The sequence below is a fragment of the Domibacillus tundrae genome (assembly GCF_000970675.1).
Taxonomy (GTDB): Bacteria; Bacillota; Bacilli; order Bacillales; family Domibacillaceae; genus Domibacillus; species Domibacillus tundrae.
The window spans coordinates 72,145-95,981 of record NZ_LAJA01000001.1 but is presented as its reverse complement, the minus strand read 5'-3'; the positions used below and the strand labels follow the sequence as shown (position 1 = coordinate 95,981).

Annotated in this window: 23 protein-coding genes; 2 read left to right on the top strand and 21 right to left on the bottom strand. The window is 45.5% G+C overall.

The window, feature by feature from the left end:
• Positions 1-99 precede the first annotated feature (99 nt).
• From VQ00_RS00450 to VQ00_RS00400, 11 genes are all read right to left on the bottom strand, one after another.
• The gene (locus VQ00_RS00450) at positions 100-1,446 is read right to left on the bottom strand and encodes a murein hydrolase activator EnvC family protein (protein ID WP_082091407.1); all 1,347 of its coding nucleotides are present in this window, start codon (positions 1,444-1,446) and stop codon (positions 100-102) included.
• Between the two features lie 36 nt (positions 1,447-1,482).
• Positions 1,483-2,367: a permease-like cell division protein FtsX gene (gene ftsX, locus VQ00_RS00445; protein WP_046178179.1), complete on the bottom strand. Its 885-nt coding sequence runs from the start codon at positions 2,365-2,367 to the stop codon at positions 1,483-1,485.
• Entirely contained in the window at positions 2,357-3,043 is a 687-nt protein-coding gene (ftsE, locus tag VQ00_RS00440; protein WP_046178178.1) for a cell division ATP-binding protein FtsE, read from the bottom strand. The genes ftsX and ftsE overlap by 11 nt, the downstream gene beginning before the upstream one ends.
• 219 nt (positions 3,044-3,262) lie before the next feature.
• Positions 3,263-4,390 carry a Ger(x)C family spore germination protein gene (locus tag VQ00_RS00435; protein ID WP_046178177.1) on the bottom strand — a complete coding sequence of 376 codons (1,128 nt, stop codon included), beginning with the start codon at positions 4,388-4,390 and terminating at the stop codon, positions 3,263-3,265.
• Positions 4,387-5,475 carry a GerAB/ArcD/ProY family transporter gene (locus VQ00_RS00430; protein WP_046178176.1) on the bottom strand — a complete coding sequence of 363 codons (1,089 nt, stop codon included), beginning with the start codon at positions 5,473-5,475 and terminating at the stop codon, positions 4,387-4,389. Before VQ00_RS00430 ends, VQ00_RS00435 begins: the two co-directional genes overlap by 4 nt.
• Positions 5,472-6,944 carry a spore germination protein gene (locus VQ00_RS00425; protein WP_046178175.1) on the bottom strand — a complete coding sequence of 491 codons (1,473 nt, stop codon included), beginning with the start codon at positions 6,942-6,944 and terminating at the stop codon, positions 5,472-5,474. The genes VQ00_RS00430 and VQ00_RS00425 overlap by 4 nt, the downstream gene beginning before the upstream one ends.
• A gap of 95 nt (positions 6,945-7,039) precedes the next feature.
• Complete coding sequence (gene cccB / locus VQ00_RS00420; RefSeq protein ID WP_046178174.1) at positions 7,040-7,429, bottom strand: cytochrome c551; 390 nt, start codon at positions 7,427-7,429, stop codon at positions 7,040-7,042.
• 741 nt (positions 7,430-8,170) lie between these two features.
• Positions 8,171-8,374 carry a DUF1657 domain-containing protein gene (locus tag VQ00_RS00415; protein ID WP_046178173.1) on the bottom strand — a complete coding sequence of 68 codons (204 nt, stop codon included), beginning with the start codon at positions 8,372-8,374 and terminating at the stop codon, positions 8,171-8,173.
• A complete protein-coding gene (gene spoVAD / locus VQ00_RS00410) occupies positions 8,374-9,390 on the bottom strand; it encodes a stage V sporulation protein AD (RefSeq protein ID WP_046178172.1) in 1,017 nt (338 codons plus the stop codon). Before spoVAD ends, VQ00_RS00415 begins: the two co-directional genes overlap by 1 nt.
• The gene (spoVAC, locus tag VQ00_RS00405; RefSeq protein WP_046178171.1) at positions 9,390-9,869 is read right to left on the bottom strand and encodes a stage V sporulation protein AC; all 480 of its coding nucleotides are present in this window, start codon (positions 9,867-9,869) and stop codon (positions 9,390-9,392) included. The genes spoVAD and spoVAC overlap by 1 nt, the downstream gene beginning before the upstream one ends.
• Before the next feature lie 12 nt (positions 9,870-9,881).
• On the bottom strand, positions 9,882-10,088 hold the full coding sequence (locus tag VQ00_RS00400; protein ID WP_046178170.1) for a DUF1657 domain-containing protein: 207 nt from the start codon (positions 10,086-10,088) through the stop codon (positions 9,882-9,884).
• A gap of 134 nt (positions 10,089-10,222) precedes the next feature.
• On the opposite strand from VQ00_RS00400, the gene VQ00_RS00395 reads away from it, so the two are divergent.
• Positions 10,223-11,197, top strand: coding sequence for a M23 family metallopeptidase (locus VQ00_RS00395; RefSeq protein WP_052728242.1), 975 nt, complete (start codon positions 10,223-10,225; stop codon positions 11,195-11,197).
• Between the two features lie 49 nt (positions 11,198-11,246).
• On the opposite strand, the gene prfB is transcribed toward VQ00_RS00395, so the two are convergent.
• The 8 genes from prfB to flaG all read right to left on the bottom strand — a co-directional run bounded on the left by prfB (position 11,247) and on the right by flaG (position 19,961).
• A protein-coding gene (prfB, locus tag VQ00_RS00390) for a peptide chain release factor 2 (protein ID WP_156153932.1) occupies positions 11,247-12,345 on the bottom strand; the annotation gives its coding sequence in 2 pieces (ribosomal slippage) (positions 11,247-12,272 and positions 12,274-12,345; 1,098 coding nt in all).
• 163 nt (positions 12,346-12,508) lie between these two features.
• Entirely contained in the window at positions 12,509-15,019 is a 2,511-nt protein-coding gene (gene secA, locus VQ00_RS00385; RefSeq protein ID WP_046178169.1) for a preprotein translocase subunit SecA, read from the bottom strand.
• Positions 15,020-15,114: 95 nt separating this feature from the next.
• The gene (locus tag VQ00_RS00380) at positions 15,115-16,164 is read right to left on the bottom strand and encodes an SEC-C metal-binding domain-containing protein (protein WP_046178168.1); all 1,050 of its coding nucleotides are present in this window, start codon (positions 16,162-16,164) and stop codon (positions 15,115-15,117) included.
• Positions 16,165-16,265: 101 nt separating this feature from the next.
• Entirely contained in the window at positions 16,266-16,820 is a 555-nt protein-coding gene (gene hpf, locus VQ00_RS00375; RefSeq protein ID WP_046178167.1) for a ribosome hibernation-promoting factor, HPF/YfiA family, read from the bottom strand.
• A gap of 145 nt (positions 16,821-16,965) precedes the next feature.
• Positions 16,966-17,310, bottom strand: a complete 345-nt coding sequence (gene fliT / locus VQ00_RS00370) for a flagellar protein FliT (protein WP_046178166.1) — start codon at positions 17,308-17,310, stop codon at positions 16,966-16,968.
• Entirely contained in the window at positions 17,310-17,714 is a 405-nt protein-coding gene (fliS, locus tag VQ00_RS00365; protein ID WP_046178165.1) for a flagellar export chaperone FliS, read from the bottom strand. The genes fliT and fliS overlap by 1 nt, the downstream gene beginning before the upstream one ends.
• 28 nt (positions 17,715-17,742) lie before the next feature.
• Entirely contained in the window at positions 17,743-19,596 is a 1,854-nt protein-coding gene (gene fliD / locus VQ00_RS00360; RefSeq protein ID WP_046178164.1) for a flagellar filament capping protein FliD, read from the bottom strand.
• A gap of 14 nt (positions 19,597-19,610) precedes the next feature.
• On the bottom strand, positions 19,611-19,961 hold the full coding sequence (flaG, locus tag VQ00_RS00355; protein WP_046178163.1) for a flagellar protein FlaG: 351 nt from the start codon (positions 19,959-19,961) through the stop codon (positions 19,611-19,613).
• Between the two features lie 167 nt (positions 19,962-20,128).
• On the opposite strand from flaG, the gene VQ00_RS00350 reads away from it, so the two are divergent.
• Complete coding sequence (locus tag VQ00_RS00350) at positions 20,129-22,240, top strand: choice-of-anchor I family protein (RefSeq protein WP_082091406.1); 2,112 nt, start codon at positions 20,129-20,131, stop codon at positions 22,238-22,240.
• 57 nt (positions 22,241-22,297) lie between these two features.
• Here VQ00_RS00350 and VQ00_RS00345 read toward each other — a convergent pair whose 3' ends face one another.
• Positions 22,298-23,164: an alpha/beta fold hydrolase gene (locus tag VQ00_RS00345; RefSeq protein WP_046178162.1), complete on the bottom strand. Its 867-nt coding sequence runs from the start codon at positions 23,162-23,164 to the stop codon at positions 22,298-22,300.
• 26 nt (positions 23,165-23,190) lie between these two features.
• The gene (locus VQ00_RS00340; RefSeq protein WP_046178161.1) at positions 23,191-23,583 is read right to left on the bottom strand and encodes a hypothetical protein; all 393 of its coding nucleotides are present in this window, start codon (positions 23,581-23,583) and stop codon (positions 23,191-23,193) included.
• Between the last annotated feature and the right edge of the window lie 254 nt (positions 23,584-23,837).

The window sequence follows — 23,837 nt, the reverse complement described above, 5'->3', positions numbered from 1 at the left end:
ACATGCACGGAGAAGGAAAGCGGAAGAACAACCGCCTATAACGATAAAAAAGTACCTGTTCCCCACTGCATTAAAGCGGCGAGGAACAGGCACTAGTCATTAGAAATTAATATATTGCGCCGGATCTATAGAGTTTTCTTTTCCAACTGTCCATGGACCTTTGTGAATCTCAAAGTGTAAATGCTGTCCATACGAGCGGCCCGTGTTCCCCATATAGCCGATTGTCTGGCCCTTTGATACGCTTCCACCATTGACGAGACGCTCAGACATATGAGCATATACTGTCGTATATACCTGGCCATTAATAGAATGTGAAATTAATATCGCATTTCCATATGTATCTGAATAATAGGAACGGCTTACAACGCCATCTGCAGCAGCAACAATTGGCACACTTGCGCTATTGGCAATGTCGACGCCTTTATGGTCGCCCAGTGAGCGCTGCCCGTATCCTGACGTAAATGTCCCTTGAGCCGGACGCATAAACATGCCGCCTGAATCAGATGGTTGAACGGTTGAACGGACAACAGCCGGCTCTGGTGCAGCTTCGGAAACAGATGCTTCTTGAACTGGGGCTGCTTTAGACGCTTTTGCTGCCTCGGCCGCTTTTGCAGCTGCCGCTTCTTGCTCTGCTTTCTTTTTCGCCGCTTCCGCCGCTAAACGCTCCTGCTCCGCAATACGTGCTTGTTCCGCTTGAATCGCTGCTTGAATGGACGCTTCCTGGGAAGAAAGCAGGCTTTGTTCTTCTTCCAGGCTCAGCTTTTGTTCATGTGCTTCGTGTTCATCTGCCACGAGCCCTTTCATGACATTGTTTTTAGCGGTACGCTGCTTTTGGAGCTCCGCATTCATTTTTTCCAGTTCTGCAAGCATCTCTTCTAAACTGACAAGCTGCTCTTTTACTTTTTGTTCGTTTGCTTCAAGCTGTTTTTTATCGTTTTCCTGCTCTTGCAAAATATCTTTATCTGCATTCACAAGAGTCGTTACTGCTGTTGCACGATTGACAAAATCACTAAAACTTTCTGCACCAAGCAAAACGTCAATGTAGCTGGCCGAGCCGCCGTTTTGCTGGATCGAGCGGGCACGGTCTTCTAAAACGACAGTCCGTTCCGCAATACGAATCTTTAATTCCTCAATTTCCGCACGAAGCCGCTCAATCTCTGCTTTCGTTTTGGCAATCTCTTGTTCTTTCGCTCTAATCTTTGATTCAGACTCTGTAATGGCGCTGTCCAGCTTACGGATCTCAGCCGTTACGCTGTCCTGCTGCTGCTGAAGTTCGGAAATCGTTTGGTCTTTTTCGCTAATATTATTTTCAAGTCCGGATTTTTGCGACTGAATTTGCTGTTGACGCTTTTGGAGGTCAGATAAACTCTCCGCAGAAGCCCCCCCTGCAAGGCTGAATCCGAGTGACGCTGCGACTGCAAGCGCCATGTATGAACGTCTTTTCAACTGATTGACCCCTCTCGTCCCTGTATCCATTTTTCTTTATACATTCAAAAAGCGTCTGACTGAAATAAAGCTGCCCCAAATGCCGATAAAAACAGCGATTGCAAGCATAAGAACTGTCACTGGCACAACTAGTGGAATGTAGCCAATAAATTCAACGAAATGTGCGGCTAGCTTAGCTGAAAGTGCTTGTTCCGCATAATAATAACCGACCGCAACTGCTGTGACCGGGATGATCGAACCGAGTAACCCGATCCATAATCCTTCCAATAAAAATGGCCAGCGAATAAACCAGTTTGTTGCTCCGACGAGTTTCATAATCTCAATTTCTTTCCGGCGGGCAAAGATGGTGATTTTAATTGTGTTAGAGATTAAAAACATGGCAGTAAACAAAAGACCTGCTACGAGGACAATGCCGACATTGCGGGCTGTTTTCATAAAGCTGAATAAGTTTTCAACCTTTTCTTCTCCATATATGGCGGTTTCGGTCTGTGCAAACTGCTCGATTTTCCGCGCCGCATCCGGTGTATCCTGCGGACGCGCTGTTTTCACGATAAACACATCATACAGCGGATTGCTTTGCTCAAATAAGGTAAAGTCGCTGCCCATATCCTTAATAATGTTTTGCAGCTCTTGTTCCTTTGATGAGTATTCGACATTTTCAACTTCAGGTAGATTTTCAATTTGCGCTCTCAGCTGTTCTTTATCGGCTTCAGTTAAATCCAGCTTTACATGAACTCGTACTTCTACATCTTTTTCAATGTCTGTGCCTATTTTGTTTAAATTAAGCATAATGACAAGAAAAATACCGGTTAACAGAAGTGTGACCGTAACTGCCGAGACGGCCGCGAATGTCATCCATCCATTACGGCGCAGATTTTTAAAGCTTTCTCTAAAGTGACGGCGGAATGTTCTAGGCTTCATAACCGTAATCACCCCGCTGTTCATCCCGGACAATTCGTCCGTTTTCAATCGCAATGACGCGTCGGCGGATCTTATTCACAATGTCTTTATTGTGCGTCGCCATGACAATCGTGGTCCCGCGTTTGTTAATGGTCTCAAATAACCTCATAATATCCCAAGATGTGTCGGGATCCAGATTGCCTGTCGGTTCATCGGCAATGACCACTTTCGGATTATTGACGATCGAACGGGCAATCGCGATTCGCTGCTGTTCGCCGCCGGACAACTCTGTCGGCAGCATACGCGCTTTATGCTTAAGCCCAACCAAATCGAGCACTTCCATCACCCGCTTGCGAATGACAGCCGGCTCTTCCTCAATCACTTCAAGCGCAAATGCCACATTTTCATATACATTTAAAAGCGGCAGGAGCTTAAAATCCTGGAAGACGACCCCGACTTTCCGTCGCAGCGCTGGAATAGATCGCTGTTTTAATGTTGCCGTATTCATTCCGCCAACCATAACTGTGCCGCCAGTTGGCTTTTCTTCTCGATATATTAATTTAATAAAGGTCGATTTTCCGGCACCGCTTGGGCCGACAATATACACGAACTCTCCTTGCTTTATCGTGACATCAACGCCTGATAGTGCTGTGACTCCGTTTGGGTATTTTTTTGTCACGCCTTGCATGTCTATCATTCCATCACCTTGTTTCTTTAATTCGAGGCGCTTATTACCCTCTTTTGCTGTCTAAAAAACATTATAGCACTCTTCGTTTTGTCATAATGAAAAGAATATATTACAGATTCATTTCATTGTGTAATATTATTTCGATATGTTTTGACATAACGAGAAAAAAACGCCCTTGTGGACGTTTTTTCTCGTTTATTGATTCATAATACAAACAGAAAATAAAGTTTATAATATACTCCCGCTTCCCGTTATTTCTACTTTAGTGTCAATTTTCACTTCGATTTCTGGATACGTTTTTTTCCAATCCATTTGTTTGAATTGCGCCGGGTTCTTTGAGAGGACACGGCGGCCAATCCCAAGGGCGTCAGAGTTTGCTTTTTGCATTTTTTTCATCGTTTTAACGAGATACTTGTTCATTTCATGGGATAAATTTTTGCTTAACCTGGCGAGCTTTTTTGGATCGTCCAGGTCGTTAGGCGGGTATTCAATAACCCCTGCCTCCAGTCGGAGTGAAATATCCACTGATGCTTTTCCCTGCTCCGACACATGAACCTTCATCTTTCGCTTTGAATCCTCCACTAAGACGGTCATCATATACCCATTCTCAGTCTGAATGGTAAATGGCAGCTCTCTGCCCTTTTGTCCCGCGAGCAGCAAAAAGGCCGACGTTTCCAGCGGTTTTAGCGTCCCTGCCATTTTCCGATCATTAAACAGTGCCGCGCCATCCATCTTGGCAGCCTGATCCTTTTTATCATAAGACATGAGCGGAAGCACCGCATCAGTGGCGTCATCAAGCAGAAGGATGCAGGCGAGCTGCAAATCGGTTATCGGCGCGATCGATTCTTGCTCAGCGGTTTCGATCATTTTAAAGAAATATTCACTGTATATCTTGTGTCCCTTAAATTGATTTTGGAAAAACGTTTCCGCTTTGCCTTCCACGACCGCAATTTTGGCATTGAGAGGACTCACTGGTTCTCGATAAAAAGGATCGAGAAGCGGATAGATGTCTTTTTCGGCACTTTCCCGGCCTACAAGCACAACACGTAATTTTGAAATATCAAGAATGCCTCCCAGCCTGCGATCCAGCTGGTAGGTGCTTTCCCTTACCGTTCTCGCGTTTTCAGTAACGATCTGGCTCGCCGATACTTGTTCCTGCTGGCTGCCGCCACTGCTGCCTCCGCTGCTGCCGCCGGCGCTACCCTCTTCAGGAACTTCAAGTGTCAATGCTACATGGTCCTCTTTCGGTACGTCCAGCCCTACACCAAATATGAGATTCAGGTCTTTTAACATCCTTTGGTCCCAACACCCTGAAAGAAGCAGGCAGATTGGGGCAGCCAACCACCATTTTTTCATGATGATTCCTCCCGTTTTTTCCTCATCATCGCCATAACAAGCAAGAATACCGGCAGTACAAATAAAAAGAGCGATGACCACGTACCAATGGTTCCACTGATTCGTTCCAGCTCATTGGAGTTCTCCGCATAAAGCGAAACCGGCAAAACGAGCGCGGCAAGCCAATAAACGGCTTTCCGGTGATTCTCCGCCTTTACAAGATGAGCAGCGCCCGAAGCTGCGGCATATAAGTAGCTCATAAAAGTTGTAATAGCAAATACGGCCCAAACCGACAAAAACAAGAGATCAACGCGCTCAATGACACCCAATTCGACTGACCTAACCAGGTAAAGTACCGGCTCCGGTACATGTTTTAATTTGTCTGTGCTGAAATACATATATGAAAAAGCCGCAAGCAACGCATACAAAATCGCTACCAATGCACCTGCGCCTGCCGCTGCTTTCCACTTCGCTTTTCCCGAAGCTTTCGTTAAAGGAAACAATAAAAGAAGTGTTTCGAATCCTGCAAACGAAAAAAGAGCCTGTTCCGATCCCCTTAAGATAGCGGGTCCTCCTGCAGATCCGACCGGCAGCAGGTAGCGCACTTTTAAATCATGTATAATAAATAAAAACAGCAGGAACACTCCTGCAAGCAAAAACGATGTAAGTGTGGAAAAACGGGCAATGATGCGTATATTTTCCTTGATAAGATACACAGTGATTCCAATAACGATAACTGCAAATACGCTGCGCGGCGTGTAATGAAATACCCAATCGGCGGATACGGAAAGAAAAATCGCCAAGGTATAGCAGGCGACAATAAAAAAGAACACGACATAAAGTGCATTCAACAAGAACCCCAATACGCGGCCAAGAATCAGCGGCGCAAAATCATACAATGTTTTGTTTGGAAAACGGGAAGACAGCAGCCAGATAATCGCGATCCCTGCTTGTACAAGGATACCGGCGAGAAGAATCGATATCCAGCCATCCTTGCCCGATTCCTTGTGAACGATGTATGGAAGCGATAAAATGCCAACGCCCACATGTGTTTGTAATAGCATAAAAAAAAGCTGCTGTTTGCTAATTGTTGCGTGTTCTTTCACTCTTTCACCCACTCTCTGGAACCATCTTCTTTCGTTTTATCAAGCGGCATGCTGTCGCTTGGCCGCGTTTTTTGTTTCCAGACCGACCGGCGGATAACGGTATCTTTTAAGTCTTTCCAGCGAAGCGGCGCGAACGGTGCAAAATACGGGGTATTGAGTGAATTCAATTTACACAAATGAATAGCCAGCACCATCATAGCGAAAACAAGCCCGTAAAATCCGAACAGCGACGCCGCCACCATAACCGGGAAACGGATCAGCCGGATGGACATCCCCATTTCTGTAGATGGCACAACGTACGCGGCTATTGCGGTAAGTGCAACAACAATAACCGTCAGATTGGAAACGAGACCCGCACTAACAACGGATTGCCCAATAACAAGCCCGCCGACAACGCCAATGGTCTGCCCAATAGGACTAGGCAGCCTTATCCCCGCTTCCCGAATTAATTCAATCGTCAGCTCCATAAACAGGGCTTCTACAAGCGGCGGATACGGAATGTTTTCAACTGATCCTTTCATCTGCACAATTAAATCCCCCGGTATTACTTCTGGATGATAGGCCACCACGGCAATATACAGTGCCGGCAGAAGAAACGCGATAAAAAAACCAAGAAGACGGAGCAGCCGGTAAAAAGAACCAGCCCACATACGGCTTGTGTAATCATCCGGTGACTGGTAAAAAGCAAAAAATGTCGTTGGCGCAAGGATAACTGTTGGCGTGCCATCGTTTAATATGGCAATACGCCCTTCCATAATGTTCGCTGCAGCCCGGTCCGGCCGTTCGGTAACGAGAAACTGTGGGAATGGCGACAGCGAAGAATCCTCTATTAATTGTTCAATATGCCCTGCGCTGTAGATCATTTCTGTGTTAATGGACTCCATTCTGCGCTTTAATTCTTTAATAAGCTCTGGATTGGCAATTTTCTTTTCATATACGATGGCGATTTGTTTCTTTACTCTTTTACCTTTTTCCATAAACTCAACAACGAGTTCCTTGCTTTCCACACGTCTGCGGAGAAGAAAAATATTTGTATTTAGATTTTCAACAAATCCATCATGTGCTCCGCGAACTATTTTTTCATTTTGGGGCTCCATAATGGTACGAAGAGCCGTTCTTTCTGTGCCGCATATAAAACAAGCTGACTGCCCCTCAAAAAACAGCAGCGTTTTCCCCGTCAAAAGTCCATCTAACGCATCGTTAAAGTCAGCTGCCTCTGTACGGTCAAGCACTGTAATTGAATCTTCCGGACTTTTCGACCTATTTTCTACAAGCGGCTTTAAAATATGCTCCTCTACTAATATTGAATCAACAAGCGTTGTTATATACAAAACGATTCCTTGTGTTTTTCCAAACGAAAACTGTCTCTCTTTAACATCGCTTGAATTGCCAAGCATCTCGGTAAGACGCTTTGTATTATCAGCAGCCGACAGAGAAAACACTCCATTTTTGTCACGCCAAAATGACATACTCTTCGTCCCCCTTTTTTTCTATAGCATGGGAAGACTGGAGATTTTTATGCACGAAAAAAAGAGCCGACCGAGTCAGCTCTTTTGTCTCTTGGTTATTTTTTTTCTGCCAGCCATGAGGCTACAGCTTCAGCTTCTTCACCTTCTACAACGTTTGCCGGCATTTGGCCTTTTCCGTTATGAATAATGTCTAAAATCTCATCTTTACTGTATTCTGCGCCTATTTTTTCAAGTGCCGGGCCAAATCCGCCTTCAAGGTTGCCTCCGTGGCAGCTTAAGCAGCTTTGCTGATACACTTCTTCACCGGCGGAAGCCGTCGTCTCTTCTGTGCCTTCATCTGTTGCCGGCGCTTCTGTTTCAGTTTCTGTTTCAGTATCTTCTACCGCCGTATTATCTGCCGCATCCTCTTCTTCCCCGCCGCCGCACGCTGCAAGCGCAACTGACGACCCAAGCATGAGCGCTAATAATGATTTTTTCCATTCCATTTGCTGTTCCCCCTCTTGATCTGGATGAAAATCCACCGTTAGTATACCAAACTCCGCCCGTTGAAAAACAGATTGCCCGTGACGAAAAACGCAAGATTAGTTTCTAGCTCTTTTGTTCCCTTCTTCGGATAAAAACAAACGTACAGGCTGGCTTTTTAAAAGCGGCATGACAGCAATCACCGGACACCTCCAACACCGCAAAATTCACGTCTTCCATCCGACAAGGAAAGGGATAAGCGTAAAAATAACGATGCCCACCAAGCCGAGGAAACTATTCCGTTTCATCTCCGTTACGACTTACGCTGCAGCTCTCAACAGTGATTCCTGTCACAAATTCAAAAAAAAGCAGCTGAAACAGCCGCTTTCAGCGTGTAGACAAATTGAATTTTTTACCAGAATATCTCTTTGCTTCTTTTCATATGAGCTTTTTTAATGGGAGCCGAAAAGGCGGGGGACGCACGGCTTCGCTTTCCATGGGGCAGGCGCTGAGCTCGTCTCCGCCGCGCGCCCTCCGCCTGTGCTTTTGGACAAAACAGCATCGTCTGAAGGATCCGTATTCTTTCGCAGCAGCAGTGAAAGAATACATAGAAACGTCCCACGATTGTGAAAGAATTGCCCTATATAAAGACCCGCTCTCCATCGCTGCTTTTCTAAACACCTGGTGAAGCCGTCCAGGCGAAGACTCCTGCGGGATGCACAGTCCAACTTCAATTCATTCCGGCACAGGACCCCTCCTGGCTGTTAATATCCTTTATACTGTTCTTCCCGTTCGAGTTCACCAGCCCGCTTTTGTACGTCCGCTGCTGTTTCACTTACAGTCATCATCGCCTCGTGCAGCGTTAGGCGTGATTCGTTATTTTGGGACAGCATTGCAAGCGCTGAAAGACTTGATTCAATGCTTTTCAAGCTGGCAAGACATTGGTTTACTTCTGACGCAACGGTCATTATGAGCCCCCCTCTTCTGCTTCAATCGATACAGCATGAGCAATGCATGGAATCGATTCGCCCTGCTGAAAGGTGAGCGGCGATAAAAGGGCACCTGTGGCGACAACAAGCATACGCTTTATTTCGCCTTTTTTCATTTGATTCAGTAAATGGCCGTATGTGACGACGGCTGAACAACCCGCACCGCTGCCTCCTGAATAAACCGGCTGGCCTTTTCGATAAATCATTATGCCGCAGTCTTTATATTGTGTTTCATGAATAGGAGTCTGGTGTTTTTTGAATAAATCAAGTGAAACGGCATGGCCGATTTCGCCTAAATCCCCCGTGACAATCAAATCGTAGTAGGAAGGCTCGATATTTCGGTCTATGAAATGTGCTTCGATTGTATCGACAGCAGCCGGCGCCATTGCCCCGCCCATATTAAACGGGTCCGTCAGTCCCATATCGACAACACGCCCGATCGTTGCAGACGTCACACGCGGACCTTTTCCATCACCGCTTAATAATGCTGCACCAGCACCAGTTACGGTCCATTGGGATGTCGGCGGTTTTTGTCCGCCGTATTCAGTCGGATAGCGAAACTGCTTTTCCACCGCCGCATTGTGGCTGGATGCGCCGGTCAGTACATGATTCGCTCCTTTTGCATTGATAATCATCGCTCCAAGAGCAAGTCCTTCCATAGAAGTAGAACAGGCACCGAATAAGCCAAGATACGGCGCCCCAAGCGTCCGACAGGCGAGGCTCGTCGGCGTGATTTGGTTGATAAGATCGCCGCCTAAAATAAACTGGACTTGGTCTTTTCGGAGGCCCCCTTTTTCCATCGCTTTTTGGCACGCTTCTTCAAACAGAAGCTGGTGCGCTTTTTCATACGAGTCCTGCCCGATCCATAAATCTTCATGCAGAAGATCAAAATCGTCTGCCAGCATGCCATTTGCTTCGAATGGTCCGCCAACCGTCCCCGTTGCTGTAATCACCGGCTTCTGGTCAAATATCCATGTACGATGACCCGCCAGCATTAGAGTCCACCCCATTGGGTCAACAGTGTTTTAATTGTCGCCACAATAAATGCAGAAAACACCCCGAATAAAATCACCGAACCAGCCAGCTTAAACATGTTTCCGCCAACCCCAAGCACAAATCCTTCCGATCGGTGCTCAATCGCTGCCGAAATCACGGCATTGCCGAATCCGGTCAGCGGAACAGCAGAGCCTGCGCCCGCAAATTGGGCAATCCGGTCATACACCCCGAATCCAGTCAAAATCATCGCAATGAAAATCATTGTTCCGGCTGTTGGATTGCCTGCCGTTCGTTCAGTAAAATCAAAAAAGAAAATATAAAAGTATTGAATCGCCTGGCCGATGGCACAGATCAAGCCGCCAACTAAAAAGGCATTCACACAGTTTCGAACAACTGGCCGCTTTGTTTCCCGCTGTTTTTGCAGCTCCTGGTATTCCTGCTGAACAGGCGTCAGCGTCTTTTTTTTATTATTTGCCATGTTTTCACATCCTTACGATTGTCGGTACTGCGGTTCTTCCTGCATAATCTGGTCAATGCGCGGACCAATTTGATCGATAATCATTTGCGTTTGCTTTGACGCATCCTCATACAGCTTTTTCACCTGCTGGTTATCTGTGCTGAGCGAGAATGTTTCAAAGCTCGCGTGCACCGTTTTAAGACCGGCCATCGTTTGTTTTACGTCATTAATAACGGTCATGTTTATCCCTCCTTTTTTATCTGAACACTTGTAGCGTGGCAAAAAAAAGCCATGTTTATTCATCCAAGAAGTAACAGGAAATGTTGACGGGCAAATGGGTACGATAATAGGGGTAAAAGAACGGAGGGATGTAGATGTCAAAGTGGAGCCGGCTGCCAATGGCCTGCCTCATCCTTTATTTTTTCTGTGCGGTACCCGTTTCGGCGGAAAAACAGCTGAATGAACGAGCTGCCTATTATGAAAAAATTGAACGAATGACGATGCTCCCAGGGTATTATTTAGCCGCTATTGATCAATACGAGCGAAATATTCAAGCCGTTCGCGATGACATTCCAGATAAAGATGGACCGGCTGCCATTCATTTTTCAAAATCGTTTTGGTCGGGAAAACTGAATCCGGTAAAAGAGACGACAATACCGGCGCTTATTTCTTTTTTTGGCGGAAACGGTCAGGATGGAAACCGCGATGGGAAAGCTGACCCCGATGATCCCGACGATGTCTTTTATACAATGGCACATGTATTAACGAAAAACGGCTTCACAGAAAAAGACATTCAGAAATCGTTAAAGAGCTATTATAAAAAAGACGAAACCGTCAAGCAGATTATGACGATTGCCAGGCTTTATCACCGCTTTGATACGATTCAGCTTGATGATCACTCATTTCCGCTGCCGATTGGGCATAATTATAGCTACAGGAGCACATGGGGCGATAATCGGGGCTGGGGCGGACGGCGCATTCATGAAGGAACGGATCTTTTCGCTTCTTATGGTGTTCCTGTCCAAGCGACAACATATGGAGTCATTGAAATAAAAGGGTGGAACGATTATGGCGGGTGGCGAATCGGCATACGTGACGCTCAAAATGTGTACCATTACTTTGCCCATTTATCCGGCTTTGCAGAAAACATTAAGGAAGGCATGATTGTGAAGCCTGGTACTGTCATTGGATATGTCGGCAGTTCGGGCTATGGCAAGCAGGGCACATCCGGCTTATTCCCTCCTCATCTTCACTACGGCATGTACAAATACAACGGCCGAACCGAGTGGGCATTTGATCCGTACCCATCGCTCGCGCATTGGGAGCAGCAGGATCGGCAATCACAATGACAGAAAAAAAACCACCGAACCGAAATGGCTCAGGTGGTTTTTCATTTTATTATAAGCGGGAGCGAAGATAGGCGTTAATGAATGCACTAATATCGCCATCCATAACCGCTTGAATGTTCCCTGTTTCTTCGTTTGTCCGGTGGTCTTTCACCATGGAATATGGATGGAAGACGTATGAACGGATTTGGCTTCCCCAGCCGATTTCTTTTTGCTCGCCGCGAATCTCAAGAAGCTCGGCTTCCTGCTCTTCCAACCGGCGCTGATACAATTTACCTTTGAGCATTTTCATCGCGTGTTCACGGTTTTTAATTTGCGAACGCTCAGTTTGGCACGTCACAACGACACCTGTCGGGATGTGGGTAATCCGGACAGCGGAGTCCGTCGTATTAATATGCTGACCGCCGGCGCCACTCGCCCGGTACGTATCAACTTTCAAATCTTCCGTCCGGATGTCAATTTCGATTTCCTCATTGAATTCCGGCATCACTTCACACGATACGAAAGACGTATGACGGCGGCCTGATGAATCAAATGGTGAAATCCGTACGAGGCGGTGAACACCTTTTTCCGCTTTTAAATAGCCGTATGCGTTGTGGCCTTTAATAAGCAGGGTGACGCTTTTTACGCCCGCCTCATCGCCCGGTAAGTAATCCATTGTTTCCACTTTGAAGCCGCGTTTTTCCGCCCAGCGTGTATACATGCGAAGCAACAGCGATGCCCAGTCCTGTGACTCGGTTCCGCCGGCGCCCGGATGCAGCTCAAGGATCGCATTGTTTTTATCATGCTGCTCGCTAAGCAGCATCTGCAGCTCATAATTTTCAAGACGTGTACTGAATTTTTTCATTTCCGCAGTAAGTTCTTCATGCAAATCCTTATCATCTTCTTCTTTTAATAACTCATGAGTCATTTCAAGGTTTTCCTGTGTCTCCACAAGGTCCTTATATTCATTGACCATCTCTTTCAATGCATTCGATTCATTGATGACCGTTTGGGCACCATTCTGGTCGTTCCAAAATTCAGGGTCAAGCATGCGGTCTTCAAGTTCCGCCATTCGAGCCTCTTTGTTTTCTAAGTCAAAGAGACCCCCTGAAGTCCGCCAGTTTTTCGGCTGAATTGTCAAGCGTGTTGCGAATTTCAAATAGTTCCATGTGATCCACCTCGGGTTAGTTTTAAAAGTTTGGTACAATTCGGCCGCATTTAGTGCGACTTTCTCAATTGGTTGTGCGAATCGGCTGCGCTTTGTGCGATTTGCTCGCGTTGTTGTGCGACTCATCTGCGTCTTATGCGGTTTTCGCCACGTTTGGTGCGAGATTACTCCTGAAGACCGTGACAGCTTTTGAATTTCTTGCCGCTGCCGCACGGGCATAGTTCATTGCGGCCGATCTCCGGTGCTTTACGAAGCGGTTTTTTCTTTTTAGCGCCTTCGTCTTCTTTCGGGTTGACCGCCTGGCCTTTTGCGACTTCCTGCCGCTCAAGATTGCTGCGGATTTCCGCTTTCATGACGTATTTAGATGCTTCTTCATTAATCGCTATGATCATTTGCTCAAACATCGCAAAGCCTTCATTTTGATACTCGCGAAGCGGATCAATTTGGCCGTATGCACGTAAATGAATGCCTTGGCGAAGCTGGTCCATCGCATCGATATGGTTAATCCATTTTGAATCGACTGCACGAAGCAGAACGACTTTTTCAAATTCACGCATTTGCTCAGCACCAAGCTGTTCTTCACGGTTGTTGTAGCGCGCCATCACTTTTTCAGTAATGATGCCACTGATTGTATCGAGGTCCTGTCCGCGAAGTTCATCTGCTGAAACAGCACCTTCTTCAAGCAGGTTCGCATTCACAGTATCTGCAATGCCTTCTGCGTTAAACGGTTCCGCTGCCTCATCGTCGTTCGCATGTGCCGCAATGGTCGCTGCAATTGCTTTTGTTACCATGTCCTCTAAAATGCTGCGCAAGTTTTCGGACTCCAGCACTTCATCACGCTGCTTGTAAATAATTTCACGCTGCTGGCGTAATACATCATCATATTCAAGAAGCCGCTTCCGTGCGTCAAAGTTATTCCCTTCCACGCGTTTTTGCGCAGACTCGACTGCACGGGAAACCATTTTACTTTGAATGGGCTGTGTATCATCCATGCCGAGCTTCGCCATCATCGATTTCATGTTATCTGAGCCAAAACGGCGCATTAATTCATCTTCCATCGATAAATAAAACTGCGTCACACCCGGATCGCCCTGCCGTCCGGAACGTCCACGGAGCTGATTGTCAATCCGGCGTGATTCGTGGCGCTCGGTCCCGATGACTGCCAAGCCGCCGAGGTCTTTTACGCCGTCGCCGAGTTTAATATCGGTCCCGCGCCCGGCCATGTTCGTCGCAATCGTGACCGCGCCCGGCTGACCGGCATTTAAAATGATTTCCGCTTCACTTTCATGGTTTTTCGCATTCAATACGCTATGCGGAACCCCTTTTTTCTTTAAGTGAGCTGAAATAAGTTCAGATGTTTCAATCGCAACTGTGCCGACAAGGACAGGCTGCTTTTTCTGGTAACGTTCATAAATGTCTTCCGCAACCGCCATAAACTTGCCGTTCATCGTCGCGTAAATTAAATCTGCGCGATCATCACGGGCAACCGGACGGTTGGTCGGAATCGCGATAACCCGCATGTTGTAAATATTCCGGAACTCTTCTTCTTCCGTTTTCGCCGTACCGGTCATTCCGGACAGCTTTTCATACATACGGAAGTAGTTCTGGAACGTAATGGTTGCCATCGTCATGCTTTCGTTCTGAATATTGACGCCTTCTTTTGCTTCAATCGCCTGATGAAGCCCGTCTGAGTAGCGGCGTCCTTTCATTAAACGGCCGGTAAACTGGTCAACAATGACCACTTCGCCGTCCTGTACGACGTAATCAACATCCCGGTGCATCGTAATGCGAGCTTTTAACGCCTGCGTAATGTGATGATTTAAGCCAACGTGTTTTAAGTCAAACAAGTTTTCGATGCCGAACGCTTTCTCCGCTTTCGTCATCCCTTCTTCTGTCAACAGCACGCTTTTCGTTTTAATGTCAACGGTAAAATCTTCTTCTTCTTTTAACGTGCGGACAAATGAAAACGCGTGAATGTAAAGCTGCGTTGATTTGGCGGCCTGGCCGGAAATAATGAGCGGGGTCCGCGCTTCATCGACTAAAATGGAGTCAACTTCATCAATAACCGCGAAGTGAAGCGGCCGCTGCACTTTATGTTCTTTGTACAGCACCATGTTGTCACGCAAATAGTCGAAGCCAAATTCGTTGTTCGTTCCGTACGTAATATCGGATTCGTATGCTTCTTTTTTCTGCTCTTTTGATAAGCTGTTTAAGTTCAAGCCAACCGTTAAGCCAAGAAACTCATAAAGATGGCCCATTTCTTCCGCATCACGGGACGCCAAGTATTCATTGACCGTGATAACATGAACACCTTTTCCGGAAATCGCGTTTAAATAAACCGGCATCGTCGCCGTCAGCGTTTTTCCTTCACCCGTTTTCATCTCGGAAATATTGCCTTCATGAAGGGCAATCCCCCCCATAAGCTGCACGCGGTACGGATAAAGCCCAAGTACTCGTTTCGCTGCTTCCCGTACAACCGCAAACGCTTCATTCAGCAAGTCATCCAGTGACTCACCTTTTTGATAGCGCTTTTTAAATTCTTCCGTTTTCGCTTTTAATGCCATATCAGAGAGCGCCGCTGTTTCATCCGCTAGCGCTTCAACTTTTCCTGCCATTTTTTCAAGCTTTTTTACTTCTTTTTTATTTGCATCAAATACTTTATCTAATAAACCCATTTCAAACGCTCCTTTTCAGGTTCAACAGGGCAAAACCTTCGCATTTTTCCTAGTTAATAGTACCATTTCTAAAGGTGAGCGTATACTTATATGGTTTATTTCCGCCCGCTGTCGGCTGCCTGCAGCTTCTCTTCAAGCACTGTCTCCATTTCTTTCTGTCGTTTCGAAAGTGTTGACGCGGAAATGGAATACCGTCCGGCAATCGCTGCTTTTGATTCTTTTACTTCTAATAAACCGTGCGCTTGAAGAAGACCAATCAAGGCAGCCGTAAACACTTCCGGCTTCCGAACCGCAGGATCTTCTTTTGCACAATAATAATTCCAAAGCAGCACGGCCATTTGTGCAACAGACTGTCCGAATTGTTCTTGTTCAAACGACGATTCAATATGTTCAGCCGTCTCCCGGTGTGCCTCTTTTGTCCATGTCAGTGTCGTCAAATCAACCGCTGCATGTCCTTTTTCATAAACCGCAAACAATGTATCCATCACTGCCGCGAAATCGTGTGTGAAAAAGGCTTGCGTATCATCGAACGAAGAAGATTTATACATCTCTCCAATCACTTTTGTCATCGCCTGCGCATGCGCCGCTTCAAAATGAAAATCGGTCATAAAGAATGTGTAGTCCGATTCATGCGGCAAAAGTGCCCCGGTCACAAAAGCCCCCACAAGGTCCACGCTTTTCAGCGCGCGAATGGAGTACGTCTCATCCGTTAAAATGTCGCGCACTTCATACATCGGGCCATCACATGATTCAATGACACCCGCCATAAAGCGGTAGTCGATCCAAGATGAGACAATCTCCGCTGTACGCTGGCGTGGGATCGAAGGCACACGCCGCTTGACGAACTCTGTTAAAATCGTTTCATTCCCTTTGATCGTACGGGTTAAAATGGCCCAAATTTCAAACGTCACTAAAAAGACCTGCTCATTTTGCCGAAGTGTTTCATTTGACTGCAGCAGCGGCTGGAATTCTTTTTTCAGCATGGCGGAATGATGTTCCATCGCATAATCTATTAATTCCCGCTGGATCGTGCTTGATTCTTCAACAAGAACCGCTGTAATTGCCGTGCCTTCCGTTTTCCCGCAGCATTTTTTATATTTTTTTCCGCTGCCGCACAGGCACGGATCATTTCGTCTAATTGACATGTATATTTTCCTCCTCGTGCAAAATCACGCTCTTTATCATATCATGAATCGCAGACACAAAAAAGAAGCCCGCGTCTGCTGCAGGCTTCTCGTCTATTCATTTAGTTTGTTTCAATCAAGCCGTATTTTCCATCGCTTCGTTTGTACACGATGTTTGTGCCATTCGTTTCAGCATCTGTGTAAATAAAGAAGCTGTGGCCGAGCAGGTTCATTTGAAGGACAGCTTCTTCAGAATCCATCGGTTTTAAGTCAAATTGTTTTGTCCGGACTACTTGCATATCATCCGTTTCTTCTTCCACTGCTACCGCACTATCAGCCTGCACCGCAAAATAATCTTGCGGCTCGCCTTTTTCACGGAATTTACGGTTTACTTTTGTTTTATGTTTGCGGATTTGGCGCTCAAGTTTATCAGTAATCAAATCAACGGCCGCATACAAATCCGGATTTCGCTCTTCAGCACGAAGAACAAGATTTTTCATCGGGATCGTAACTTCTACTTTTGCATTCGTGTTAGGATACGTTTTTAAATTGACATGTACATTCGCATTAGGAGTTTCGGTGAAATAACGCTCCAGCTTGCTAATCTTCTTCTCTACGTGCTCACGGATTGCCGGAGTCACTTCAATATTTTCACCACGAATGTTATAGTTCATCATGCGGAACTCCTCCTTCAACTAATTGCTATACTCTAACTATTCTTTACATACCCTTCATAATCCTTCTTAATCCACAAAATAATTTGTCGAATTTTCAAATAATTTTCTGCACAAAAAAATCCGGGCTCTTTCAGCACCGGATCACTCAGTTGCGTTTGTCGTAAAAAACACCGTCTGTCTGTAAAGCCTCGTACGGATTTGAATATTTGCCCATGGACTGCTTTTTCACACTGACTTCACGCAAATCCTCTTTTACCGCCTGGCTCAGCTTTTGAAGATGCGCTTCAATTTCCTGGTTCATTAAATTAATTTCCCGGCCAAGCTGCTGCTCTTCTTCGGTGAAAGGGGGCTGAACCTTCGGAAGAATCTCCCCCCGCTGATCAAGCAGCTTTTCCGCCTGCTCAATTTGACTGTCACGATCTTGATTAGCCGCTTCAAGCAGATCAAGCAGCCGTTTCGTCATTTTGTGACAGTCATGAACGGGCGTCATTACACCCGTCCGCCTGCACCGACTTGCTGGATGCGGCGGTTCTCCTGAATAACCTGCTTCCATGTATCCCGGAATTCCGTGACAAACTCTTCCACTTCTTTTAAGATCGTTGGATCATTTTTGATATTTGCTTCAACAAGGCGTTCGTGAAGAAATTCATAAAGTGACAGCATGTTTTTAGCCAAGTCCGTATCGGTTTTCAATGTAATACTTAACTCCCGGATAATCGCCTGCGCTTTTTGCACATTAGTATTTTTTTGCTCAATATTGTTTTCTATCATTGCTTTTTCTGCGTAGCGGATAAATTTAATACACCCGTTATAAAGCATTAGTGTCAGTTCACCTGGGGACGCTGTATTGACTGAGTTGTTCGCATATGCCTGCTGTGGATTAGTGATTGCCAAAGAAAGACACTCCTTTTTTAATATGATCTTACATGCTGAATTGCTGCATTAAATAGGAAGACTGCGAGTTTGCATTTTGCATCGCTTTTTCCATTGCCGTAAACTGTTTCCAGTACCTGTCTTCCACTTGCGTTAATCTGTTCTCGAAGCGGATGATGCTGCTGTCGATACCTGAAAGCTGACGCCCAATGGCAAATTTCTGATTCGTAGCACCCATGCTTCCTGCCCGTTCTTTTAACTGATCCATCGTTTTTCCTGCTGTGTCGTATAAGCGGTGAATGATTCCTTGTTCACCGACTGCCGTTGAGCCTGATCCTCCGATAAATAACGCTTCGACCGCATCTGGATTTTCAGCGAGCGCTTTTTTCAGCTTTGTTTCATCAATTTCAAGCTTGCCGCCTTCTAGATAATTCTTCGAAGTTGTAATGCCAATTTCAGCCAGTTGGTTATAATTAGCATTTGTATTGCTGTTTGTCACCGGCTGAGAAAAGTTGCTTCTCATAGCGGAAAGTACTCCTGTCAAAGCTGTATCCCGGCGCAGTAAGCCACTTTTCGCTTTTTCTTCCCACTGTTCCTGCTGCTTGTCCGATAACTGTTCACGCTGATCATCTGTCAATGGCGTATAAGAACGATACCGTTCTTCTGACGTTTTTGTGCTGATTGCCGCAATTAATGTGTTGTATTTTTCGACGAAGTCTTTGATGTTGTTGTACACAGCGTCGGTGTCTTTTGAGACAGATAAGGAAACAGCCTTCGTCGAATCAAATGTTCCCTTTAACGTTATAGAAACACCGTTCATGTCGAATGTGTTGGATTTTCTAGTTGTCGCAAGACCATTAATTACCAACTCTGCATCCGAACCTTTTGAAATTGTAGTCTTAGTCGTATCAGCTGAATCTAACTTTAAAATATTCTTAGCAAAGTCGCCGGCAATAGACAGGTTAGCTGCTGTATTTAATTTATAATCACCGTTTGCATCTTTTGTGAAATCGCCTGTTTCTTTTTGCATTAAAGAAATTTTATTTGTTGCTGTATCAAAAAACATTGAAACGCCGGCGTTTGAATCATTCACTTTAGAAACAACTTGATTAAGTGTATCTGTTGAACTAATTAAAATGTTTTCTTCTATTTCGCCTTTTGACGATTGAGCAGTAATCGAGAAATCAGCATATTTTTCGTTATTTTGTGCAACAGAAATGTAGTCCACTTTCACTGTAGAACCGGCACCAATAGAATTACTGAACGTAATATTTCCACCAGCATCAATTTTCGCCTGATTCTTTGATGTGTCAAAAGTCGCTCCTGCTGCGACCACATTATAATCGACACCATTTACTTTAACAGACATCTTTACAGCATCCGCAGCTTGAATTGAGCCCGCTGTAACTCCTAGGCTTACACTGTTTCCGCCAGCAACATTTGAAAGGGTTTTGCTTTCCACTTTTCCCGGCACCCATGCGAAGCCTGAGGAGAATGAATTATTAGTGGCATCATTTAAAGCTTTCGATGCATCAAGCGTACTTGTACCACCGTTTAATTTCACAGTTACCCACGTCTCTGCTGTCGCAAGCTTTGTAACACTCGAAATATTGTATGAACCTTGTGAAGCAGCAGTAGAGGCTGTTGCTGTTACGAGCGCTTCATTCGAAGTTGTCACTGCACTAGCCCGGTAGTTTTGTGTTTTTTTCATTCCCGTAGAAGATGTTAAGTTACGAAAATCCTGCAACAGGATATTCATTTCCCGATACTGATCCCGCTGCCATTCCAATGTTTGTTTTTTCTGCTTTAACTTATCAAGCGGCATCCGCTCTGCTTTCATTAAATCTTTAACAATGGACTCTGTGTCCATTCCACTTGCCATTCCGCCTATGCGAAGCGCCATAATCGTTGTCCTCCTTACGCTTTTTTATCGACAAATAACCCCATGAATTCTGTCATTGCCGCGTACATGTCCAATATTTTTTTCGATGGAATTTCTTTAATGATTTCTTCTGAGTTGTTGTCCACAATGACCGCATAATATTCTTGCAGATCTTCATGGTATTCAAATTGAACGTGTGTCTGGCTCGGCTGCAAAAATGTGTTGACCTGGTCGGCGAATTTCTGCAGCTCCTCTTCTTTTAATGGAGTGCTTTGTTTTGCCGGCTCTGTGACAGGCTTCTGCTCCACTTCCACTTCTTTTACTTCTTTTGTTCCAATTGGTTTGGCGATTGCCGGCGCTGCACTTTCTCCTATACGATCAACCATCGTTTTGCCTCCTCCGCACACTTTTTCTTCTATTTATATCGGTTTGTTCTTTTTTTTGTTAAGCAAAATCTGGACAATTCGTCTTATTTTACAAAACGTTTACATTGTGTTCACACGGACGCTATATGAAAACGCTATGCTAAAAAGAAAAAAGTGAGGGAATACCATTGAAAAATTGGATCAAATGGACGGCTCCTGCCGTATTGACGGCTTCATTATTCGCGCCAGCAATGGCGGATGCTGCCTACAAAAACGATGTCACCGTGAAAAAAATCGCTTCGTACACGTCGGGGGCGGCAGATGAAGACGGCGGCGTTGCGGAAATTATGAAATACCATGCCGGCTCTAATACTTTTTATGTGATCAACGGCAAAAATCAAAAAATTGATGTTGTGACGCTCCAAAAAGGGACGATGACGAAAAAGAAAGAAATTAACGTGCCGGCGCTCGTCAACTCTAATTCCTTTACATACGGAGACATTACGAGCATTTCGATTCACGGCGACCATATTGCGGCGGCCGTGCAGCACGAAGACTACACGAAAAATGGAAAAATTATCGTCATGGATCTTAATGGCAAAGTTCTTCATACATATGAAGCCGGCATACAACCCGATATGGTAACATTTACTGAAGACGGGCAGCATCTTTTAAGTGCCAATGAAGGCGAGCCGCGTATGGGACTCCAAAACGGCGTGGACCCGGCAGGCTCAGTCACGATTGTGAATACAATAGACGGCTCGGCAAAGCAAGTATCGTTCACAGATGAATCGGTTATTGCGGACGATGTTCATATCCGGACAGGTTCAGCCGCAACAGACCTTGAACCGGAGTACATCGCTTTGTCCAGTGACGGCTCGACAGCATATGTGACGCTGCAGGAAAATAACGCGGTGGCAGCCATAAATATGGCGAATGGAACCGTTGAATCCGTCCGTTCACTTGGCTACAAGGATCATTCCAAAGAAGAAAACGCGCTTGATGCGGCCCGCGACGGCGACATTAACATTGAGCCCACCCCTGTGCTCGGTGCCTATATGCCAGATGCCATTTCCACTGTGACGGTCAACGGAGAAGATTATTTACTAACGGCCAATGAAGGAGACGCAACGGAATGGGAAGAGTTCGTAAATGTAGCGGACTTTGGCGATTGGAAAGAAAATGTACCGGATAGCGCGCTGGCTCAAACGAACAAATACGACAAGCTTGAAGTGCTGACGGACCGCGGCACGGATGCTATTTATACATTAGGAAGCCGTTCGTTCTCGATCTGGAAGGCAGACACGATGGAGCAGGTCTTTGACAGCGGCAGCGATTTTGAAACAATTACCGCGGAACGTTTGCCGGATTACTTTAACTGGTCAAACGATGACGATGAAATGGACAAGCGCAGCGCCAAAAAAGGCCCGGAACCGGAAGAAATCAAAACCGGCATGATAGACGGAAAACTGGTGGCCATGATCGGGCTTGAGCGCATCGGCGGCGTTATGACATACGATATTTCCAATCCTGAAAAGCCCGTTTTTTTAAATTATACAAACACGCGTGATTTTAGCGAGAAGATAGCCGGCGACGTGGCGCCGGAAGGCTTTGACTTTATACCGACCGAGAACAGCCCGACGAAAAAGCCGATCCTGCTTGTCGGCAACGAGGTGAGCGGCACCGTATCCGCCCTTGAATACCGCGGCACTTCATCCATTGGCAAAAAAGCATTTATAGATGGATTTACAGATAGAACGTTTCGGCCGAACCAGCCTGTTACACGAGGAGAATTAACCGCCTTTTTAGCAGACAACCTTGACATTTCCGGCTCTGGATCACTGTTTAAAGATGTACCGGCCGGCAGCCGCTTTGCAGATTCCATTGCGGCGGTTTCTGCCTTGGGACTAATCAGTGGAAAATCCGATGGCACGTTCGGGGCTGCTGCCCCAATGACCCGCGCTCAATTTGCGATGATTGCAAACCGTTATATGAATTCTGTTTGTGAAGATGCAGCATTTGCTTCTTACTGTTCACCTCAGCCATCAACCGTATCATATAGTGATGTTGCGGAAGATCACTGGACAAATGAAGCGATTTACGCAGTGTCTTCCGCTGGCTTAATGAACGGGTATGGCAACGGGGAATTCCGTCCTGAAAAAACGGTCACCCGTGCTGAAGCAGTAAAAGTACTTCATCAATTATTCAGCCGTGATACGCTGGATAAAAACAGCGCCACATTCACGGATGTCCCGGTTAGTCATTGGGCATTTAATGAAATTGAATCTGCGGTAAAATAAAAAAAGACTAGCACAAACCAACGTCATGGTTTGTGCTAGTAATCCGATACATGTATTTTACGCTTTTGCTTTATTTGCTGCGCTAATAATTTCCAATGCTTCTTTTAAATAGCTTCGAAATAATTCATGATTTTCACTCATCGGAAAATGGCCAATACCAACCATTTCAATAAATTCCGCGTTTTTTATTTGGCTGGCAGTACGCCGTCCATCTTCAGGTGTAGTTAAATAATCATAATCCCCTGTAAGCATTACTACTTTTATCTTATCCCCTTGTATTTGATCAAGTTTTCCTCTTAGATCATGATCAACGGAGTAAAAATACAAGTCACCCTTAAAAGCCTCTGATCCTTGAGAGTAATAAAACCATGTTGCCCAGCGATCTTTATCCGGCGATTGTGGAGCCATGAGGTCCCATACGCCACTTGCACACACTTGAGCAGCGTTCGCATGTGGATGCTGCCACCAATCCAAATAAAACCCTGGGGAATGGTCAGCAGCTTCTACAGGAATTACAGCGTCAAATCGGTCAGGATAGTAAAGGGCCAACTGAAGAGCCACGTTTCCGCCAAAAGATGACCCCATAAAAATAGGGTTTTCCAGCTCAAGTGCATCGCAAAGAGTGACGATAAATTTCGTATAGAAATCAGCAGTTAATTTATACTCCTCTTTCCACCACTCCTGGTTAAGCGGCGGATCGGATTTTCCATGCCGAGGAAGGTCATAGGCAATAACGCGATAGTTTTGAGTGAACTCTTCATCTTCAAGAAGCCCCCGCCACTGATGATTGTGACAACCCGCCGTGTGCTGACAAACAATGGGCTGACCGCTCCCATTTTCCAAATAAAATACTTTGTATTCATCTCCCTCAACCTCAATAGTGACATAACGGCCTGTAACAGGTGAAAACTTAGCTTTTGGCATTATTATTTCCTCCTCATCTATTATATTTAAACTGGTGCACCAACAACTCGAAGAATTTCTAGTTGAGCTGTGAGACACCGAAGATTTTGCATTAAAACAAGCAGGTCACCTTCCAATTTCATATCACCCTGGAAGCTTGCTGCCCAAATACCATGATACATTGGAGGTGGTGTAGGCATCGCAAACTTTCTCCATGTATCTGCACTGGCACGAATGGCGAATTGATAATGATCAAGTGGACCAGGATCAACGTTAATTGTGTCAATTTTCCCTGAATGTGTTCGAATAAGAATCTTTTTTGTTTCCATGTCCAATAAATAGGAGCAGGTAAAAAACTTTCCGTGTGCACTTAATTCTTCATTTCTATCGTTCTCTTCTTGAAAACGAGTGGACCATTCGTACTCTGCAGCAACTGCCATAATTAATTCCTCCTTTTAACTATGCTTTAGTAGAGTGCTTTTATTCCTCTACTACTTTTTATAATGCAATATGTGTGCCAAAATGATGAAGAGTTTAATAGAAGGATATTACAGCTTCTTTTATTGTTTTGCCCCTTTAATTTATATGCAGTACCTGTTCCGCAGCGCGATCAGTGTCCGGGCATCGGGACATGTTATAAAAACGATAAAAGAAAAAAGTCTGTGCAAAATCAGCAGTCACTGACTTTTGCACA

What these genes read in the sequence shown, in the direction of transcription:
- ftsX (WP_046178179.1), bottom strand. Translation starts at nt 2,367, where the DNA reads ATGAAGCCTAGAACATTCCGCCGTCACTTTAGAGAAAGCTTTAAAAAT.
- ftsE (WP_046178178.1), bottom strand. Translation starts at nt 3,043, where the DNA reads ATGATAGACATGCAAGGCGTGACAAAAAAATACCCAAACGGAGTCACA.
- VQ00_RS00435 (WP_046178177.1), bottom strand. Translation starts at nt 4,390, where the DNA reads ATGAAAAAATGGTGGTTGGCTGCCCCAATCTGCCTGCTTCTTTCAGGG.
- VQ00_RS00425 (WP_046178175.1), bottom strand. Translation starts at nt 6,944, where the DNA reads ATGTCATTTTGGCGTGACAAAAATGGAGTGTTTTCTCTGTCGGCTGCT.
- cccB (WP_046178174.1), bottom strand. Translation starts at nt 7,429, where the DNA reads ATGGAATGGAAAAAATCATTATTAGCGCTCATGCTTGGGTCGTCAGTT.
- VQ00_RS00415 (WP_046178173.1), bottom strand. Translation starts at nt 8,374, where the DNA reads ATGACCGTTGCGTCAGAAGTAAACCAATGTCTTGCCAGCTTGAAAAGC.
- spoVAD (WP_046178172.1), bottom strand. Translation starts at nt 9,390, where the DNA reads ATGCTGGCGGGTCATCGTACATGGATATTTGACCAGAAGCCGGTGATT.
- spoVAC (WP_046178171.1), bottom strand. Translation starts at nt 9,869, where the DNA reads ATGGCAAATAATAAAAAAAAGACGCTGACGCCTGTTCAGCAGGAATAC.
- VQ00_RS00400 (WP_046178170.1), bottom strand. Translation starts at nt 10,088, where the DNA reads ATGACCGTTATTAATGACGTAAAACAAACGATGGCCGGTCTTAAAACG.
- VQ00_RS00395 (WP_052728242.1), top strand. Translation starts at nt 10,223, where the DNA reads ATGTCAAAGTGGAGCCGGCTGCCAATGGCCTGCCTCATCCTTTATTTT.
- secA (WP_046178169.1), bottom strand. Translation starts at nt 15,019, where the DNA reads ATGGGTTTATTAGATAAAGTATTTGATGCAAATAAAAAAGAAGTAAAA.
- VQ00_RS00380 (WP_046178168.1), bottom strand. Translation starts at nt 16,164, where the DNA reads ATGTCAATTAGACGAAATGATCCGTGCCTGTGCGGCAGCGGAAAAAAA.
- hpf (WP_046178167.1), bottom strand. Translation starts at nt 16,820, where the DNA reads ATGATGAACTATAACATTCGTGGTGAAAATATTGAAGTGACTCCGGCA.
- fliT (WP_046178166.1), bottom strand. Translation starts at nt 17,310, where the DNA reads ATGACGCCCGTTCATGACTGTCACAAAATGACGAAACGGCTGCTTGAT.
- fliD (WP_046178164.1), bottom strand. Translation starts at nt 19,596, where the DNA reads ATGGCGCTTCGCATAGGCGGAATGGCAAGTGGAATGGACACAGAGTCC.
- flaG (WP_046178163.1), bottom strand. Translation starts at nt 19,961, where the DNA reads ATGGTTGATCGTATAGGAGAAAGTGCAGCGCCGGCAATCGCCAAACCA.
- VQ00_RS00345 (WP_046178162.1), bottom strand. Translation starts at nt 23,164, where the DNA reads ATGCCAAAAGCTAAGTTTTCACCTGTTACAGGCCGTTATGTCACTATT.
- VQ00_RS00340 (WP_046178161.1), bottom strand. Translation starts at nt 23,583, where the DNA reads ATGGCAGTTGCTGCAGAGTACGAATGGTCCACTCGTTTTCAAGAAGAG.